General features: G+C 41.0%; 18 protein-coding genes. 14 read left to right on the top strand and 4 right to left on the bottom strand.

The window, feature by feature from the left end; genetic code table 11:
- Positions 1–100 precede the first annotated feature (100 nt).
- Positions 101–796 carry a Crp/Fnr family transcriptional regulator gene (locus IH597_05320; protein ID MBE0661871.1) on the bottom strand — a complete coding sequence of 232 codons (696 nt, stop codon included), beginning with the start codon at positions 794–796 and terminating at the stop codon, positions 101–103.
- Between the two features lie 268 nt (positions 797–1,064).
- Here IH597_05320 and IH597_05315 point away from each other — a divergent pair, with 268 nt between their 5' ends.
- Genes IH597_05315 through IH597_05250 form a run of 14 tightly spaced genes read left to right on the top strand, consistent with a single transcriptional unit; the run spans position 1,065 to position 12,231 of the window.
- On the top strand, positions 1,065–1,301 hold the full coding sequence (locus IH597_05315; GenBank protein MBE0661870.1) for a sulfurtransferase TusA family protein: 237 nt from the start codon (positions 1,065–1,067) through the stop codon (positions 1,299–1,301).
- Between the two features lie 8 nt (positions 1,302–1,309).
- On the top strand, positions 1,310–2,524 hold the full coding sequence (locus IH597_05310) for a YeeE/YedE family protein (protein ID MBE0661869.1): 1,215 nt from the start codon (positions 1,310–1,312) through the stop codon (positions 2,522–2,524).
- A 13-nt stretch (positions 2,525–2,537) separates the two neighbouring features.
- Positions 2,538–3,023 (top strand): hypothetical protein, encoded by a 486-nt coding sequence (locus IH597_05305; GenBank protein MBE0661868.1) that lies wholly within the window; start codon positions 2,538–2,540, stop codon positions 3,021–3,023.
- 54 nt (positions 3,024–3,077) lie between these two features.
- Positions 3,078–4,055, top strand: coding sequence for a hypothetical protein (locus IH597_05300; GenBank protein MBE0661867.1), 978 nt, complete (start codon positions 3,078–3,080; stop codon positions 4,053–4,055).
- A gap of 18 nt (positions 4,056–4,073) precedes the next feature.
- The gene (locus IH597_05295) at positions 4,074–5,084 is read left to right on the top strand and encodes a hypothetical protein (GenBank protein ID MBE0661866.1); all 1,011 of its coding nucleotides are present in this window, start codon (positions 4,074–4,076) and stop codon (positions 5,082–5,084) included.
- A 16-nt stretch (positions 5,085–5,100) separates the two neighbouring features.
- Positions 5,101–5,919 carry a sulfurtransferase gene (locus tag IH597_05290; GenBank protein MBE0661865.1) on the top strand — a complete coding sequence of 273 codons (819 nt, stop codon included), beginning with the start codon at positions 5,101–5,103 and terminating at the stop codon, positions 5,917–5,919.
- Between the two features lie 22 nt (positions 5,920–5,941).
- A complete protein-coding gene (locus IH597_05285) occupies positions 5,942–6,445 on the top strand; it encodes a hypothetical protein (GenBank protein MBE0661864.1) in 504 nt (167 codons plus the stop codon).
- 35 nt (positions 6,446–6,480) lie between these two features.
- Entirely contained in the window at positions 6,481–6,894 is a 414-nt protein-coding gene (locus IH597_05280) for a DsrE family protein (protein MBE0661863.1), read from the top strand.
- A gap of 34 nt (positions 6,895–6,928) precedes the next feature.
- Positions 6,929–7,180 (top strand): sulfurtransferase TusA family protein, encoded by a 252-nt coding sequence (locus IH597_05275; protein ID MBE0661862.1) that lies wholly within the window; start codon positions 6,929–6,931, stop codon positions 7,178–7,180.
- Positions 7,181–7,182: 2 nt separating this feature from the next.
- Positions 7,183–7,584, top strand: coding sequence for a hydrogenase iron-sulfur subunit (locus tag IH597_05270; GenBank protein ID MBE0661861.1), 402 nt, complete (start codon positions 7,183–7,185; stop codon positions 7,582–7,584).
- A 31-nt stretch (positions 7,585–7,615) separates the two neighbouring features.
- Positions 7,616–8,920: a CoB--CoM heterodisulfide reductase iron-sulfur subunit A family protein gene (locus IH597_05265; GenBank protein MBE0661860.1), complete on the top strand. Its 1,305-nt coding sequence runs from the start codon at positions 7,616–7,618 to the stop codon at positions 8,918–8,920.
- On the top strand, positions 8,917–10,842 hold the full coding sequence (locus IH597_05260) for a CoB--CoM heterodisulfide reductase iron-sulfur subunit A family protein (protein ID MBE0661859.1): 1,926 nt from the start codon (positions 8,917–8,919) through the stop codon (positions 10,840–10,842). The genes IH597_05265 and IH597_05260 overlap by 4 nt, the downstream gene beginning before the upstream one ends.
- Positions 10,843–10,874: 32 nt before the next feature.
- Positions 10,875–11,177: a hypothetical protein gene (locus tag IH597_05255; protein ID MBE0661858.1), complete on the top strand. Its 303-nt coding sequence runs from the start codon at positions 10,875–10,877 to the stop codon at positions 11,175–11,177.
- Positions 11,164–12,231, top strand: a complete 1,068-nt coding sequence (locus tag IH597_05250) for a hypothetical protein (GenBank protein ID MBE0661857.1) — start codon at positions 11,164–11,166, stop codon at positions 12,229–12,231. Before IH597_05255 ends, IH597_05250 begins: the two co-directional genes overlap by 14 nt.
- Positions 12,232–12,563: 332 nt before the next feature.
- Here IH597_05250 and IH597_05245 read toward each other — a convergent pair whose 3' ends face one another.
- Genes IH597_05245 through IH597_05235 form a run of 3 tightly spaced genes read right to left on the bottom strand, consistent with a single transcriptional unit; the run spans position 12,564 to position 14,956 of the window.
- Positions 12,564–13,175, bottom strand: a complete 612-nt coding sequence (locus IH597_05245) for a rhodanese-like domain-containing protein (protein MBE0661856.1) — start codon at positions 13,173–13,175, stop codon at positions 12,564–12,566.
- A gap of 18 nt (positions 13,176–13,193) precedes the next feature.
- On the bottom strand, positions 13,194–14,420 hold the full coding sequence (locus tag IH597_05240; GenBank protein MBE0661855.1) for a YeeE/YedE family protein: 1,227 nt from the start codon (positions 14,418–14,420) through the stop codon (positions 13,194–13,196).
- Positions 14,421–14,434: 14 nt separating this feature from the next.
- A complete protein-coding gene (locus IH597_05235; GenBank protein MBE0661854.1) occupies positions 14,435–14,956 on the bottom strand; it encodes a YeeE/YedE family protein in 522 nt (173 codons plus the stop codon).
- Positions 14,957–15,092: the final 136 nt, after the last annotated feature.

The raw sequence follows: 15,092 nt of genomic DNA, 5'->3' as shown, positions 1-15,092 counted from the left end.
CTGAACTATAACAAGCAGAACGGAATAGTGTTTAGTAAACCTAAAACCTGATAAAATTTCTTCAGCCTAAACCGGATTTTTTTCAACTAGGCGAATCTGATCAGCCTTTGATGCTGATTTGTTGAAGTCTTTCGTAGTCAAGAATTTCTATTGTTTTACCAACTGTTGCTATCAGCTTATTCTCTTTAAACTTTTTGAGGATTCGCACAGCACTTTCTTCAGTCATACCCGAAAGTTCGGCTATTTCCCTCCGACTTAGATTGAGTTCAAAAGCATTTTTCCCAAAAACATTATCCGATAAGCATAGCAAAATATCAGCCAATCTACCATAAGACTGTTTTTGAGTCAAACAATAAAAACGCCCGTAAATTTGAGCAGCATGAGCGCTCTGAACGTTAAATACCTCGTTTGCAAACTCAGCATTTGTACGCATAATTCTTTTAAAAATGTTGATATCAATTAATTGAACCGTACTATCAACATAGGTTTGGGCTGAGTAGATAAATATGTTGTTTCCGTCCATCACTGAAGAAAGAGCCACAAATTTTCCCCCGGAAATGATCTTAAGGACAAGAATGTCATTGCAACCTTCAATATACGCTTTTACGAGTCCTTGCTTCAGGAAAATAACATGAGGGGATAGAGAACCCTGCTTACAAATAATTTCATTTTTTTTGTAGGAAAGCTCTACTTTGTTCTTTTCAATCAATTCTATTTCATCTGATGTAAGCTTTTCAAAACATAAACAACTACGACTGGCAATAGTACAACTATTCATAAAAAGGGGCTCAGTCATCTTCCTTAGTTATTTATAATTAATCGCTATTTCATCATTTTGACACTATCAAATGAGATGGTAAAAGTAGTAATTTCTGAGCTAATAACATGCTTAAAGAAAAATGGGTTTGAGTTCAATCATTTTCATAATTGATGTAGATCAACTTTATTTTTGTGTTAGATCATTCATTTCTATGGTGTTAAAACAATTATTCTGATATTGTTATATGGAATTAACTAATGACTTTTGTATTGTTAATTCATTAACAATAAAACTTATTGAAAATATGGAAACAAAATTTGATCTAACACTGGACTGCAAGGGACTTAGCTGCCCTATGCCTATGATGAAACTTGCAAAGACCATGAAGGAATTAAAGTCAGGTCAGGTCCTTGAAATGTTAGGAACTGACCCAGGAACCAAATCCGATTTGCCAAAATGGTGTGAGAAATCAGGCAACATCATGCTGCAAGAAGAAATGCTGGATGGAGGAGTATTCAGATATTTAATTAAAAAGAATTAGGAGGCAAAATGTCTGATACGTCAAAAGAAACGGGCATTTTTGGCCAGCTTTTCGGCACATTTTTTTCAAAACATTGGCCAGTATGGGTTGGCGGAATTACCCTTGGACTACTTAACATTATACTATTTTCAGTTCACAGTCCCTGGGGCGCAAGTGGTGGAATCAATAATTGGGGAGAAAATATTTATAAGGTATTGGGATTTTCTGCTTATTCAGAAGCAGCTTCAACCGGGACCAGTTTATTCGGAATGCTTTGTATCATGCTTGTATTAGGTTCATTTCTCGGAGCCTTATTCTCAAAAGAGTTTGCTTTTAGAATTCCACCAAAAGGAGAAATGGTAAAAGGATTCATTGGCGGTGGGCTTATGGCATTAGGAGCCACCATTGGCCTGGGTTGTACTATAGGATCTTTCTTCAGCGGTGTACCTGCGCTATCTGGTGGAGCCCTGATCTTTACCATCGGTCTCTTTGTTGGAGTTATTCTTGCACTAAAGTACCTCATGTGGGAAATGGAACATTACCCGCAGTTCAGTTCCGGAAAAAGCTATACTTTATTTGCCGTAAAACCCGGTAAAGGTTCCTGGCAGGTTTACATAGGCTGGATATTATTTGCTGCAGTATTACTACTAGCATGGTGGTACTCATCATTTAATCCGATAATGACCTGGTTCGTAATTATTGGTTTATTTATGGGGTTGATCTGCCAACGCTCACGCTTTTGTATCGTAAAAGCATTCAGAGATCCTTTCATGACAGGGGAATCAGATGGATCGGTTGGAGTTATGGCCGGATTGATCATCACCTTGATTGGTTTTACCGCCATCAAATATTTTGGCATCGGAATCAGCGGTGCAGAATTGCGTGCCCGCGAAATGGCGTGGGTGTTTCCACATTTCTGGGGCCGGGCATTATTGGGAGGTTTCATTTTTGGCCTGGGAATGACTGTTGCCGGGGGCTGTGCAGTTGGTACTTTATGGAGAGTCGGCGAAGGCCAGGTGAAATTATGGCTTGCAGCATTAGGATTTGTTCTGCTTTCTCCGCTATCAAACCGCTATATAGTACCTACAGTAAACGACCTTTTTCCACAGGAACTTCGATACAGGTCATTCCTGCCCGATTATATTGGTTATCCCGGAGCTGTAGCACTTGTCATCGGAATTATACTGCTTTGGTATTGGTTCGTAAAATGGAACGAGAAAACAGGAAAGTTTACCGCTTATTAAAATCCTTGCATTTATGAAAAGAACTTTTATAAACTATTTGATGCTGTTTGTGGCTATTACTTTTACCTCGTGCAGTGCTATTTATGAAAATGGAGAAGAATTGGCAGCTTCCATACAAAACAACATCGCTGAAATTTCAGCAGATGAACTGAGAACCAGGATTGAAAACGGGGAGGACTTTTTACTGATTGATGTGCGTCAATCAAACGATTACAAGAATGGTGCAATTCCGGGCGCATTGAACATTCCAAGAGGAGCTCTTGAAATAAGAATTCGTGATGATGAATTCTGGGAAGAAGAATTCCTCTATACTCCAGAGAATGATGCTGAGATCATTTTGTACTGTAAACTGGGCTATCGTGGTGCATTGTCTGCTTTTGCATTACAACAGCTTGGTTTTACCAATGTGAAAAACCTTCATGGTGGAATCCTGAATTGGGATCCCAATATTGACAATAACACACCTAAAACAGCCGGGGGTGGTGGCTGCGGCGAATAGTAAAATGACTTTATTGACGCTAAATAATTATTAATCAATTAAACTCTGATAACAATGAAAAAACTTGCGATTTATTTTTTGACCTTGATGCTAGCCACAGCTTTGCTATCCACAGGATGTAAGAAAGATGATGATGATCCATTCAATGCACAAAAAGCTTTGACAGACTACCTGGTAAGCCAACAACTTGACATTAACAAAATGCTGGATGGGTTTGTAATTGGCGCTCCTGCCGATGGAAACATGAGCGATTACCATTTGATTGATATCCGCTCGACCGAAGACTTTGCTCTTGGGCATATTACTGGTGCAGTGAATGTTCCTTTTACAGACATCCTAATTGAAGCAGCTAACGCAACCAAACCAATTGTAGTAGTTTGCTATACTGGTCAAACAGCTACCTATGCCGGAACATTACTCAGGTTATCTGGTTATGACACTGCCAAAGCCCTTAAATGGGGAATGAGCGGATGGAATCCTGTTTTTGCAAATAATGCTAAGGGTTGGAATGGTAAAACCGGAGACATTGCGGTGGGTAATGCAAACTGGACCACAGATTCGGCCCCAACCAATCTTACTTTCGAAAGCCCTACATTTACCTCCACCAGTACCGATCCAGCTGAAATTCTCCAGGCAAGAATAGCGCAGGTAGTTTCAGAGGGATTCAAAACGGTAACTCCCGATGATGTACTGACTAATCCCAATAGTTTCTTCATTAATAATTATTTTTCGGAAGCTCATTTCACGGGATTTGGCCATATTGACGGAGCTTACAGAATTAATCCAATGCTCGTTGGTGGTGGAGACAATGAAAAGGTTACCAACAACGATTCCTCTAAAAAAGTTGTAACTTATTGCTACACTGGTCAGACTTCGGCTGCTATCACATCGTATTTAAGAGTGATTGGATACGATGCTTACAGCATGGTATTCGGCATGAATAAACTCTACCATTCAAGCAGTGTATGGACGGCTAATCAATGGGGTGTAACTGACAATCCGAAAGAATTGCCTTACGTTACCGGTAACTAAGCAAAACCATTGAAGACTATGAAAAAAATTGCTTTAACACTTTCCATGCTGCTCATACTGGCAGCTGGAAAACTTGCTGCCCAAGGTTGTGGCGATGCCCCTTCAGATGAGGGAGTCCAGGTATTTGGTTTCCTGCAGGGACAATATGAAATGAAGTTCGAAGATGAAACGAAAAACAGTTTCACTTTCGAAAGAGCTCGTATTGGGGTTCAGGGTTTGATCCCATACGATTTTTCCTACTATTTTGTGGTTGAATACAGCCCCTTCATCTCAGCAAATCCATATTTGCTCGATGCTTTTATAACCTATGACCGCATTAAATGGGCGCGTGTTTCGGTAGGTTCATTCAAAACTCCTTTGGGATTGGAAATCAATACTCCATGTAATGGTTTGATCACAATTTACCGTTCAACTGCTTCATTGCAGATGGTTGCACCATTCCGTGATATGGGGATGGTAATTATGGGTGGTGATCAGAAAACCAAAATCCAGTATCAATTGGGTATTATGAATGGCAGCGGTTTGAAAACTTTTGATAAGAACAAAAAGAAAGACATCGTTGCAAGGGTGTTGTTCCGTCCGGTAGAATTCGTTCAGATTGGTGGGAATTTTCGTTACGGATACCCTTCATATAATAACAATGAAGATTCGCGAACCACTTATGGTGGAGAGATAAAGGCTAATTATAAAAATTTCACACTTATGGGCGAGTATATGATGGATGAAGGCGATTATAACCGCGATCTGGGCGGTGGCTGCGGTGGAGAACTGCTCAACCTGGGTGATCAAAGAAGTGGCGGTTGGGCTGCACTGGCCTATAAGACAAAATGGGACGTTGAGCCGGTTTTCAAATTCGACTTTTTCGACTCCGGCAATGCCCAGGAATATAAAGAGACCAATCTGACCTTTGGCTTTAATTATTACCTGAATGATTGGACAAGACTGCAGGCCAACTATATTTATCGTACCGAAGATCCAACTGAATTAAAGAACGACCGTTTTGTTGTTCAAATTCAGGCCAAATTTTAACTAAAATTTATAGACAATGAAAAGAATAGGCAAATATATAGGACTATTGTTGCTGATGCTGATGGCTTCCGGTGCCACAGCCCAATTTGATATTATTTCAGCAAAAGATGCCGTTAAACTGGTTGACGACAATAATGTGATCATCATTTCAACCCGTAAGGCTGAAGATTATGCAAAGGTACACCTCCAGAATGCAATTAATCTGGAAATGAAATCACTCTATGTTGAAGGACCGATTGAAGGACTCTTAAAAAGCGCTGCAGAAATGGCTAAGATATTTGGCCAGAACGGTGTTGACCCGTCAAAAACCATAATTATTTATGACAATGGTAAATACGTATATGCTACTTACATGTACTGGATTCTCGATTACCTGGGTTACACAAATGTTAAAGTTCTCGATGGCCATATGACAGGCTGGCGAGCTGCACGTGGTCCGGTAACAAAAACACCTTCCAGTAAATCAGCAATTACTGTGACCCCAAAACTGAGAACCGGGATTTTTTGCGACTACAACTATGTGAAAGGCAAATTGAATAATGCAGGGACAATGATCGTGGATGTTTCGAGCGAAAAAGAGTTCGGCGAAGGACATATTCCGGGAGCTATCAGCATGGAAAATAAACTGTTTTTCAACGAAGAATCATCAACCCTGAATTCGAAAGAAGCAATTGAAAAGGTACTTGCTGATCACAAAATTGACAAGAACAAAGAAATAATTCTGTATTGCGCTTCAAGTGCCCGTACCGGAACTGTGTATCTGGCAATGAAAGGACTGGGTTACAAAAATATGAAGATTTACGAAGGGGGATACAACGAATACAAAACCAATTAATCATAAATATAAAACGATGATTATGAAACGTTTAAATTGGTTACATGCGATTTTGATTCTTCCACTGCTTCTGGTTAGCTGTCAGCATATTGATAACACTGTGTATGGCTCAATTGATAAAATGGTTGCCGAAAAGAAAGTAGATGTAAGCTACGTTTCAGCCGAACAGTTGGAGGAATTGATCGCTACATCAACTCCAGGGCTTAAGATAATTGATGTTCGCGAACCTGAAGAATATGTTACGGGTCACATTCCCGGAGCCATTAACATTCCACGCGGAATACTTGAATTCTCAAGCCAGCTTACCAACCGCCGGGAAAAAATCTATTTATACAGCGATCTACACAACCGCTCAACCCTAGCTGTCCGAAATCTTGAATTGCTCAAGTTTGGTCGAGTATGTTTGCTTGAAGGCGGTCTGGACGCATGGAAAAATGCTTTCCCGGAAAAGATTGAAGAAGGCGGTGGCGCTGCTCAGACTGATGCCCCTGCCAAAAAAGCTTCATCAGGCGGATGTGGGGATTAAGAAAATTATATTCATTACCAATAAAGTAAAGCATTATGTCAAAAATGTGTATTGGATTATTCTCCGGAGGCCTTGACAGACTCATCTATGCCGGAGTGGTACTCAGCGGGGCTGCTGCTGATGATATGGATGTGGAAGTTTTTGTACACCTTCAGGCTGCACAATGGTTTGTTAAAGGCAATGAAGGACGCGAAACCTACCTAAGCGAAAATCCATCAAATAAAGCTGATTTTGTAAAAGCACTAAAGAGTGTAAACAGCCCTGAATGGCTCGAATATTTTCACATGGCTAAAGAAATGACCAATGTGAAAGTATATGTATGCAGCCTGGCCGGAAAAATCTGGGGTGGTTCAAAAGATGAAGATTTCATTGATATCGTGGATGGAATCATAGGCATCGGAGAATATATTGATGCAGCGAAAAGTGCTGATATTCATTTTCTTATTTAAAAATAATAAATCAAAACTAAAAGGAGATTTAACAATGACTTACGAAGAATTAAAAAACCTCAATATTGCAAAATCAGTAGATGCAAGAGGTACAGCATGCCCGGGACCACTACTTGCCGCAAAAAAAGCAATTGGTGAAATTGAAGATGGTGATATCATGGAAATACTTTCGGCTGATGCCGGAACAAAGAGAGATATCCCCAAATGGGCCGATAAGAAAGGCTATGAGTACCTCGGTGATATGGAAGAAGATGGCTATTTTAGGATTTACCTGAAAAAATGCTAAAGATGCCAGAGTCAACAACCAAAACTCCACCAAAAGTTCTGGTATTTTCCACCGAAAAAATTTCAGACCCCGCCATTGACCTGGCGGGGCTTCTGAAATTACATTACCCTCCCACGGTGTATGTAATAACGCTGCCTTGTTCAAGTGCAGTAAAACCTAAATGGATTATACATGCTTTCGAAAAAGGATATGACGGAGTGTTTATTGCTGCCGACGGCAGTGATTGTCCTTTTAGTGAAACCTGTACTGAGCGCACCTCAGATATAATAGCACAAACGCATAAGCTCATGAAAGAGAAAGGAATAGGTACAGCAAGGTTGAAAATGGCTGCTATATGTTCTGTATGTGCCGAACCATTTGCAAAACACATGAACAATTTTGTGGAAGAGTTGTCAAAAAACTGATTTATTTACCTAATCATTGAAAATTAATAACATGCCAGAAAATACCGTTCCTGCAAGTCAGTATGATGCACTTGTTATCGGAGGGGGTATTGCAGGCGAAGAAGCAGCACTTAATTTAGCCAACATGGGCTTTTATGTGGTGCTTGTCGAAAAAGATCTTTCGCTGGGTGGCAAAATGATACACCTAAGTAAAGTTTTCCCAACCCTCGACTGCTCAGCCTGTATCACAACTCCAAAAGTTTCAGAGACTGCACGACATTCCAACATTAAAATCTACACTTACAGCGAAGCCAAAGACATCAAGAAAGTTTCCAATAATCGCTTTTCAGTAAATATCATCAGAAAACCCCGATATGTAATAGAGGAGGAATGTACCGGTTGTGAAGCCTGCGAGAAAGTTTGCCCCGTAATTGTTGAGGATCAGTATCAATATGATCTTGTTGGTCGAAAGGCAGCTTATATTCCATTCAGCATTGCGAACCCGCGAATTGCAACCATTGACATAGACAATTGTATATTGTGTGGAGCATGCGAAAAAGCATGCCTCGCCGAAGCCATTGATTTTACTCAAAAGCCTGAAGTTATTCCTGTAGAGGTAAAATCTGTGATTCTTGCCACCGGTTACGATCTTTTTGATGCGCAAAAATTACCTAATTACGGGTTCAACAAGTATAAAAATGTTGTAACTGCCATGCAGATGGAAAGGCAGCTTGTACCCACCCGACCATTCAATGCCGTACTTAGGCCGGGAGATGGTAAAATGCCTTCAAATATTGCTTACGTGCTGTGTGCCGGTTCGCGCGATGCTACAGTGGGGAACCCAATATGCTCTCAGATATGCTGTATGTATTCTATCAAGCAGGCGCAATTGCTGATGGGTGCCTTGCCAATGGCCGATGTTACAATCTACTATCTGCATATCCGGGCTTTCGGCAAAGGATTCAATGAATTTTATATGCAGGCTCGTGGTATGGGTGTGGATTTTGTTAAAGGGAAAATTGCTAAAATCTCTGAGAAGGAAAATGGCAACCTGATTATCCGCTACGAAGATGTTTACAAAGGTAAAGTGAAAGAGAGCGAACACGATATGGTGGTTCTGTCAACGGGTATCATGGCAAATCAGGGAATCACTGGGATGTTTCCTGATCTGAATCTTGATACCGATCCTTATCACTATATCAAGCAAATTGATGAGCTGCGAAATCCAAGCAGAACCAGCATACCTGGGGTCTTTGTTGCAGGGGCAGTTTCCGGTCCAATGGATATCCCCGATTCTATTCTTTCAGCAGGAGCTGCATCATCCGAAACAGCAAGCTATATGAGGAGGTTACCATGAAACAAAAAGTAGGTGTTTATATCTGTCATTGCGGAGCTAACATTTCTGACTATATTGATGTTGAAAAAGTCAAAAAAGGCGTTGAAGATCATCCGGGTGTTGCATTGGTTCGCACCACCATGTTTGCATGCTCCGACTCGGCTCAGAAAGAAATTGAAAACGACATCAGAACCAACCAGCTCGACGCTATTGTTGTAGCTTCATGCTCACCCAAATTGCATTTGCAAACCTTCAGAAATGTTGCAATGCGAGGTGGGTTGAACCAATACAATTACGTTCAGGTAAATATCCGTGAGCAGGGATCGTGGGCTCATAGCGACACACCAGCCGCTGCTACTGAAAAAGCAATCCATCTTACAAAAGCAGGAATTGCGCGCGTTGCAGAATCAAGCGAGCTAACACCTCTCAAAATAAAAGCATTAAATAAGGTAGCAGTTGTAGGAGCCGGAGTTTCAGGATTAAGAGCTGCCATTGAACTTTCTGATATGGGGACAGAAGTTTACCTGATTGAACGTGAACATTTTGTAGGAGGAAGAACCTCACAGTGGGGTGAACTTTTTACGTCTGAACAAACAGGCGAAGAAATAGTAAAAAATCTTTTTAAAGACGTAGTAAACCACCAAAAAATAAGGCTGTTCACAGGTGCTGAGATCATCTCAAAGTCAGGCAGCGTTGGAAATTACAACCTTCAGATAAGAATTACACCACGATATGTTACCAAACCTTGTACACCTAATGCTTTTGATAAAGCTATTGAAGCATGCCCGGTTGAGGTTGACGATGAGTTTAATTTTGGCTTGAACAAGAGAAAAGCCATTTATAAGAACTATAAGTCCGAATTTCCGCAACTGCCTGCTATTGATATGGTAAGTTGTACCCGATGCGGCAAGTGCCAGGAATTGTGCGATAACATAGATCTAAACCAGAAAGAAGAAATTCAACAGATTACGGTTGGCTCTGTTTTGGTGAGCACAGGTTTTGATCCTTACGAACCCGCCGAAGGTGAATTTAGCTACAAAACCATTGATGCAGTTATCACCCTTCAGCAATTCAAGCGATTGATGGAACTGAATGATAAAAAACTCATTTATAATAATCAGGAGATAAAGACCATAGGCTTTATATATTGCGTGGGTAGTATGCAAATAAAGGGAGAAAATAAGTATTGCTCCCGTTATTGTTGTACCTCAGCCATTCATAGTTCTCTGAAAGTTTTCGAGAAGTTTAAGATCAAGTCCTATCATCTGAACCGTGGCATCCGAACTTACGGCAAGCAGGAAATACTTTATACTCAATCATCTTTAAACGGCGATGTTTACATAGAATTCGACCCAAAAAAAGAACCGGTTATCAGCAAAAACGGCAATGTAACAATCCTCAATGTGATTGATCTGCTTACCGCAAAGGAAGAGCTTGAGATACCTGTTGACCTCGTTGTGCTCGTAACAGGTATGGTTCCCCGTAAGAACAATTCAATCGCAGATATTCTTAAAATACCTATTGGCCGGGATAAATTCTTTAATGAAATCCATCCTAAACTACGCCCTGTGGAAACCGTGATTGATGGTGTTCTTATTGCTGGGGCAAGCCAATCGCCAAAAAATATAACAGAATCTCTAAAATCATCACTTGCTGCAGCTTCAAAGGCTAATTCACTGATCAGTAAAGGGGAAATTGAGCTTGAACCTACCCTCGCAATGGTTCATAAAAACGATTGCGTTTGGTGCGGTAAATGCGCAGAAGTGTGCCCGTTTGATGCAATTCAAAAAGTCAGTTTGAATGGCAAAGAGGTTGCCGAAATCAATGTTTCAAGCTGCAAAGGTTGTGGTATTTGTTTACCCGTATGCCCTGTTGATGCAATTGACCTGATAGGCTATACCAACCGTGAAATTGAAAGCATGATTGATGCTTTAATCGAATAATCAATTACTTAAAGCTCTAAAACATTAAAATCATGAGTGCTGAAAAAACAAGAACGATTGATGTAATCAAACAACAAAGGCAAGTGCCTGAGTTAGCAAAACAACGTCGTAAGGCTTTTGCAGATATGAGGAAAACGATTCGTACCGCTCTCGAAGACGAGCCTAAAACAATACCCGAACTTGCTGCTGCCACAGGCCTTCAGGTTGGTGATTTAACTTACTATCTGATGACAATGCGAAAATATGGCGAAGTTACGGTCGGGCAGGTTGACGATGATGACGAATATTTTTATTACGAACTGACAAAAAAGCAAACACATAATGACAAAAGTTAATCCCAACTTTTTAGCGGAACTAAAAAAATTCGGAGGAGTTGACTTCAGTGCCTGTTACAACTGCGGTAATTGTACAGCTATTTGTTCATTATCAACACCCGAGGAATCATTTCCCCGAATGATGGTAAGATCAAGTGTAGTAGGCCTCGAAGACAAGATTACAAGTTCCCTGGATCCCTGGTTATGCTATTACTGCGGTGAGTGTACCACACATTGTCCAAGAGAAGCCAATCCAGGCGAACTTATGATGGCACTCAGAAGATGGCTGACTGCGAAATATGATTGGACAGGTTTGTCTGGATTGCTTTACAAATACCTGCCCCTTACCATCCTGGCATTTGTTATCACTGCACTTGCAGTAATCGGGTTTGCATACAATCTGAATTTTGATGCAGAACGCATCATGCCTATCGGCCATCAGTTTGAATTCTTTGCCATTCTCTCTGTTTTTCTGGTAATTCTGGTTCCCAATCTGATCCGGATGTGGTATTTTCTGATTATCAAACCAGGACGAAAAGTCTCCCTTTCAACTTATTTCAAGAGTTTTGGTGAATTGATCGTGCACATGTTCACACAAAAGAGAACCCTCGGATGCGATGACAGCAAAACACGCTGGCTCGAACATCTCATCCTTGTTATCGGTTATCTCACACTGCTGTTCACAACAGTAGTACTTGATTGGTTTCATGCCGAGAACATCCTGTTAATCGTTTTCGGGTATCTTGTCAGTGCAACAGTATTCGTATTGACCTTCATCTTTATGAAAAGCCGTGTATTGAAAAATAAAGAAGTTAACAGGTTCTCACAGCCTTCTGACTGGTTATTTGTGACCTGGCTGTTTTTACTTGGATTTACAGCATTCACTGTCAGGTTTTTTATTGACCTCAACCTGCTTGAAAATAATTTCTGGGTTTATATACTTCATATGATCATCCTCGTGCAGTGGGCATTACTCATTGTACCGTTTGGAAAGTGGACGCATTTTCTATATCGCTCATTTGCGATGTATTTTGAGAAAATCCTACAAATAGAAAAAACAGTGGTTAAAAAATGACACCGCTTGCATTTTCATGTTTTTTGTGAAGCCTGGTAAGTACTTTGCCAGGCTTTATTTTGAAACCCAATAGCCAATGTATAAATGTTTCTCTTTGAAAATATGTACCTCAAAATATTTATTCGTTCGAATAAGTGTAACTCTAAAAGGGATTGGCTTGTGAACATGCTCCAGTGTGCAATCAGTAATATTGCAAGTCAGTTATTGAGTAAAACTTAGTCTTATTCGGCTTTGTTATTTCTATTCTGTGTTTACATTTTCTAGATGTATTCGCAAGCAAAATTACTAACACGAAGCTTTATGGCTTACTAGTAGTTCTACAAATTAACAGATCAGCACCCTCCCTCAACACTAACTACCTGCGTTTCGATAATTTTGGGTTGTGAGGCAGCAGGCTGTGAAGATGGTTTTGGTGTTGCTTTGAAAAACCTGTGATAATCGTAGCGCGCTTTTTCCTCGTGCGTAAACGCAGTTGATGGTTCAAATTTGCCAAGCACATTATCCTTTATGTAGCTATAATTGTTGGCCAAAACAAATACATTGCTGAAGCCTTCGCCATATAATAATAAGCCGGCAACAGACGATTGTGCCTCCCTACCTGAGAAAAGTAAAACCGGTTGATTGGTTTTCAATGATTTCATTGATTTTGTTTCAAGTAAATTCTCAAAAGGAATATTCACAGCACCAGGCAGACTTCCCTGGTTAAATTCTTCCCTTGGGCGAAGGTCAACGAGCAGGTAATTTTGTAACTGATCGTTTTCTATGATGCTGCGAAACTGGTGAGGCAACATCCATCTTTCAGAACCGCCTGCATTTGCAAGCACTTCGGTGTTGCTGGCTTTGTAGCCCGGTCCGGCAATATATTGCAAAAACATCACCAATAGTGTTACGCCAACAAAAATCAGTGCGCCGGTATTTAGCATTTTATGATCTGAATCGTTCATAATCGTTGATTTTAATTTTTAACATCCTCCACTTGCGGGCATTTCAATTTCCACAACTTTAATAACCGGAACCGGTGATTTATCTTCCATTTTGATCGCCTGGCCAGACTGAAAGTAATTCTTTGCATTTTCTCTGAACCGCACAGTATGCAACTCAAGGCAATCAGGCCGTTGTCTTTCAGGAACTACTTCCTCGATGAATACACTGTAAAGAAAGTTGTTCAGTCCGCCTTCAAGCACTTTTATGTTTTCATAACCTGCCCGTCTTGCAATTAACCAGGCTTCTTCAGCATGTGTATCAGAAAAAGAAAACAAAGCAATTTTGAGATCAGGATTTTCAAATACAGTTTCCCACTTGCGTTGCAGGATTTCGGCGAGCGGGATATTGATAGCGCCCGGAAGCGTAAATCTTTCAAATTCTGTAGGATCCCTTACATCCACAAGCAAAACGGGATATTTATCACCTTGCATAATGCTGAATGCAATCTCATCGGGGCACGTAAAATGTTGTTTTGAAGCCATTTCTGCAAGGATTTTATCAGCGCCTGTTTCTTTCCAGTTGCTTCGTGGCTGCGACGGCAGTATAAGCAGCACAAAACCGGCTAAAATCATAAGCATTGCCGGCATCATATGCGAGGGTCTAGCTTCACGCAAAACCCTGGGCGTATCATTTACACTGTCTTCAATTTTTTGCGTGATCACAAAAGCGAGCAAAGCCACCAGGATCAGTATCATTGCGAACCATTCGCGGCTCATGCCCAATGATTCGTAAACAAAGATTCCACCCAGGTTATTACCGAGATAAATTGCCTCGAATGTGTCGTAAAATTGCCCGAAAATAAAAATTCCAATAAACATACCGCCAATAAAGAACATGGCGTCAATTTTCCCGATAACGGCGGCTGTAAGACTGGTTCCCGGACAAAATCCGCCCAGGATAAAACCAAGGCCCATGATCACACCGCCAATAATTGCAGACCAAACAAACATTGGGTTGATGTAAAGCATGCTATAATCAATCCATCCGATGTAATTAAAAAGCAAGAGGCCGGTCATGGCGGTAGTGGCTGCGGTAAAAAACACACGTAACACAACAAAGTCGTAGCCATAAAACACACCGGCCAGTTTCCGCGATGATGAAAATCCTGCCTGTTCGAGCACATAACCAAACCCAAGCCCGATTACGAAAGCGAAGAAGAGGTTTAAATCAGGGTTGACGAATCCTTGAGGAATGAGTGGTCCCATAATATTATTCCTTTCTATTTAAGCCAAAGTTTACGGAAAAAATATGCAAACACATATCCTGACCCGAAAATGGCCATCATGGTTACGAACCCTGCGGTGGACAATATTGTCATCCCTGTAAGTGCTGCGCCACTTGTACATCCGCGTCCGAACTGGGCTCCTAGCCCAAACAACAATCCACCAAGAGTAGCAAAAATCAATCTTGTTCCTGAACTGATCTTGGGGCCTTTTTCTACTTTAAATCCCAATCTTCCGGCCATGGAGCCAGAAAAGAATGCGCCGGCCAGAACACCAAGGGTGAGGTAAACCAGCCAGTTTTTCATTGGACCTGGCCCTTCGCGAAAATATTCGGCATAGAAGGGATGCTCGGCAGCATATTCGGGTGAAGCAGTGGCCACGGTTTGAATAACCACGCTTTTTGCTGCGCCGCTTGCCCCCAGGCCACGCCCGGTTACAAAGAATGCCGCCAATAGAACCAATCCCAGCAGAAATCCAGCCAGGTAAGGGTTCATGTAGGGTTTAGGTTTGGTTTCCATATCTTGTTTTGTGTTGCAGTGTTTCAGTGATGCAGTGATACTGTAATGGAGCGGATATTGGTTAATTGGTTAATTGGTTGAATGGTCAATTGTTTATTCGTTTGTTCTTTGAATTTTGGTCTTAGGTCTTGGAACT

The sequence above is a fragment of the Bacteroidales bacterium genome (assembly GCA_014860575.1).
Taxonomy (GTDB): domain Bacteria; phylum Bacteroidota; class Bacteroidia; order Bacteroidales; family JAAYJT01; genus JAAYJT01.
Note: the sequence above shows the minus strand (reverse complement) of the source record. Positions and strands in the feature narration are given on the sequence as shown.

Excerpts from the sequence above, each read along its gene's own strand:
- IH597_05245 (MBE0661856.1), bottom strand. The coding sequence starts at position 13,175 with ATGAACGATTCAGATCATAAAATGCTAAATACCGGCGCACTGATTTTT.
- IH597_05235 (MBE0661854.1), bottom strand. The coding sequence starts at position 14,956 with ATGGAAACCAAACCTAAACCCTACATGAACCCTTACCTGGCTGGATTT.
- IH597_05275 (MBE0661862.1), top strand. The coding sequence starts at position 6,929 with ATGACTTACGAAGAATTAAAAAACCTCAATATTGCAAAATCAGTAGAT.
- IH597_05285 (MBE0661864.1), top strand. The coding sequence starts at position 5,942 with ATGAAACGTTTAAATTGGTTACATGCGATTTTGATTCTTCCACTGCTT.
- IH597_05300 (MBE0661867.1), top strand. The coding sequence starts at position 3,078 with ATGAAAAAACTTGCGATTTATTTTTTGACCTTGATGCTAGCCACAGCT.
- IH597_05255 (MBE0661858.1), top strand. The coding sequence starts at position 10,875 with ATGAGTGCTGAAAAAACAAGAACGATTGATGTAATCAAACAACAAAGG.
- IH597_05310 (MBE0661869.1), top strand. The coding sequence starts at position 1,310 with ATGTCTGATACGTCAAAAGAAACGGGCATTTTTGGCCAGCTTTTCGGC.
- IH597_05265 (MBE0661860.1), top strand. The coding sequence starts at position 7,616 with ATGCCAGAAAATACCGTTCCTGCAAGTCAGTATGATGCACTTGTTATC.
- IH597_05290 (MBE0661865.1), top strand. The coding sequence starts at position 5,101 with ATGAAAAGAATAGGCAAATATATAGGACTATTGTTGCTGATGCTGATG.
- IH597_05315 (MBE0661870.1), top strand. The coding sequence starts at position 1,065 with ATGGAAACAAAATTTGATCTAACACTGGACTGCAAGGGACTTAGCTGC.
- IH597_05305 (MBE0661868.1), top strand. The coding sequence starts at position 2,538 with ATGAAAAGAACTTTTATAAACTATTTGATGCTGTTTGTGGCTATTACT.
- IH597_05240 (MBE0661855.1), bottom strand. The coding sequence starts at position 14,420 with ATGGGACCACTCATTCCTCAAGGATTCGTCAACCCTGATTTAAACCTC.
- IH597_05260 (MBE0661859.1), top strand. The coding sequence starts at position 8,917 with ATGAAACAAAAAGTAGGTGTTTATATCTGTCATTGCGGAGCTAACATT.
- IH597_05295 (MBE0661866.1), top strand. The coding sequence starts at position 4,074 with ATGAAAAAAATTGCTTTAACACTTTCCATGCTGCTCATACTGGCAGCT.
- IH597_05280 (MBE0661863.1), top strand. The coding sequence starts at position 6,481 with ATGTCAAAAATGTGTATTGGATTATTCTCCGGAGGCCTTGACAGACTC.
- IH597_05250 (MBE0661857.1), top strand. The coding sequence starts at position 11,164 with ATGACAAAAGTTAATCCCAACTTTTTAGCGGAACTAAAAAAATTCGGA.
- IH597_05320 (MBE0661871.1), bottom strand. The coding sequence starts at position 796 with ATGACTGAGCCCCTTTTTATGAATAGTTGTACTATTGCCAGTCGTAGT.
- IH597_05270 (MBE0661861.1), top strand. The coding sequence starts at position 7,183 with ATGCCAGAGTCAACAACCAAAACTCCACCAAAAGTTCTGGTATTTTCC.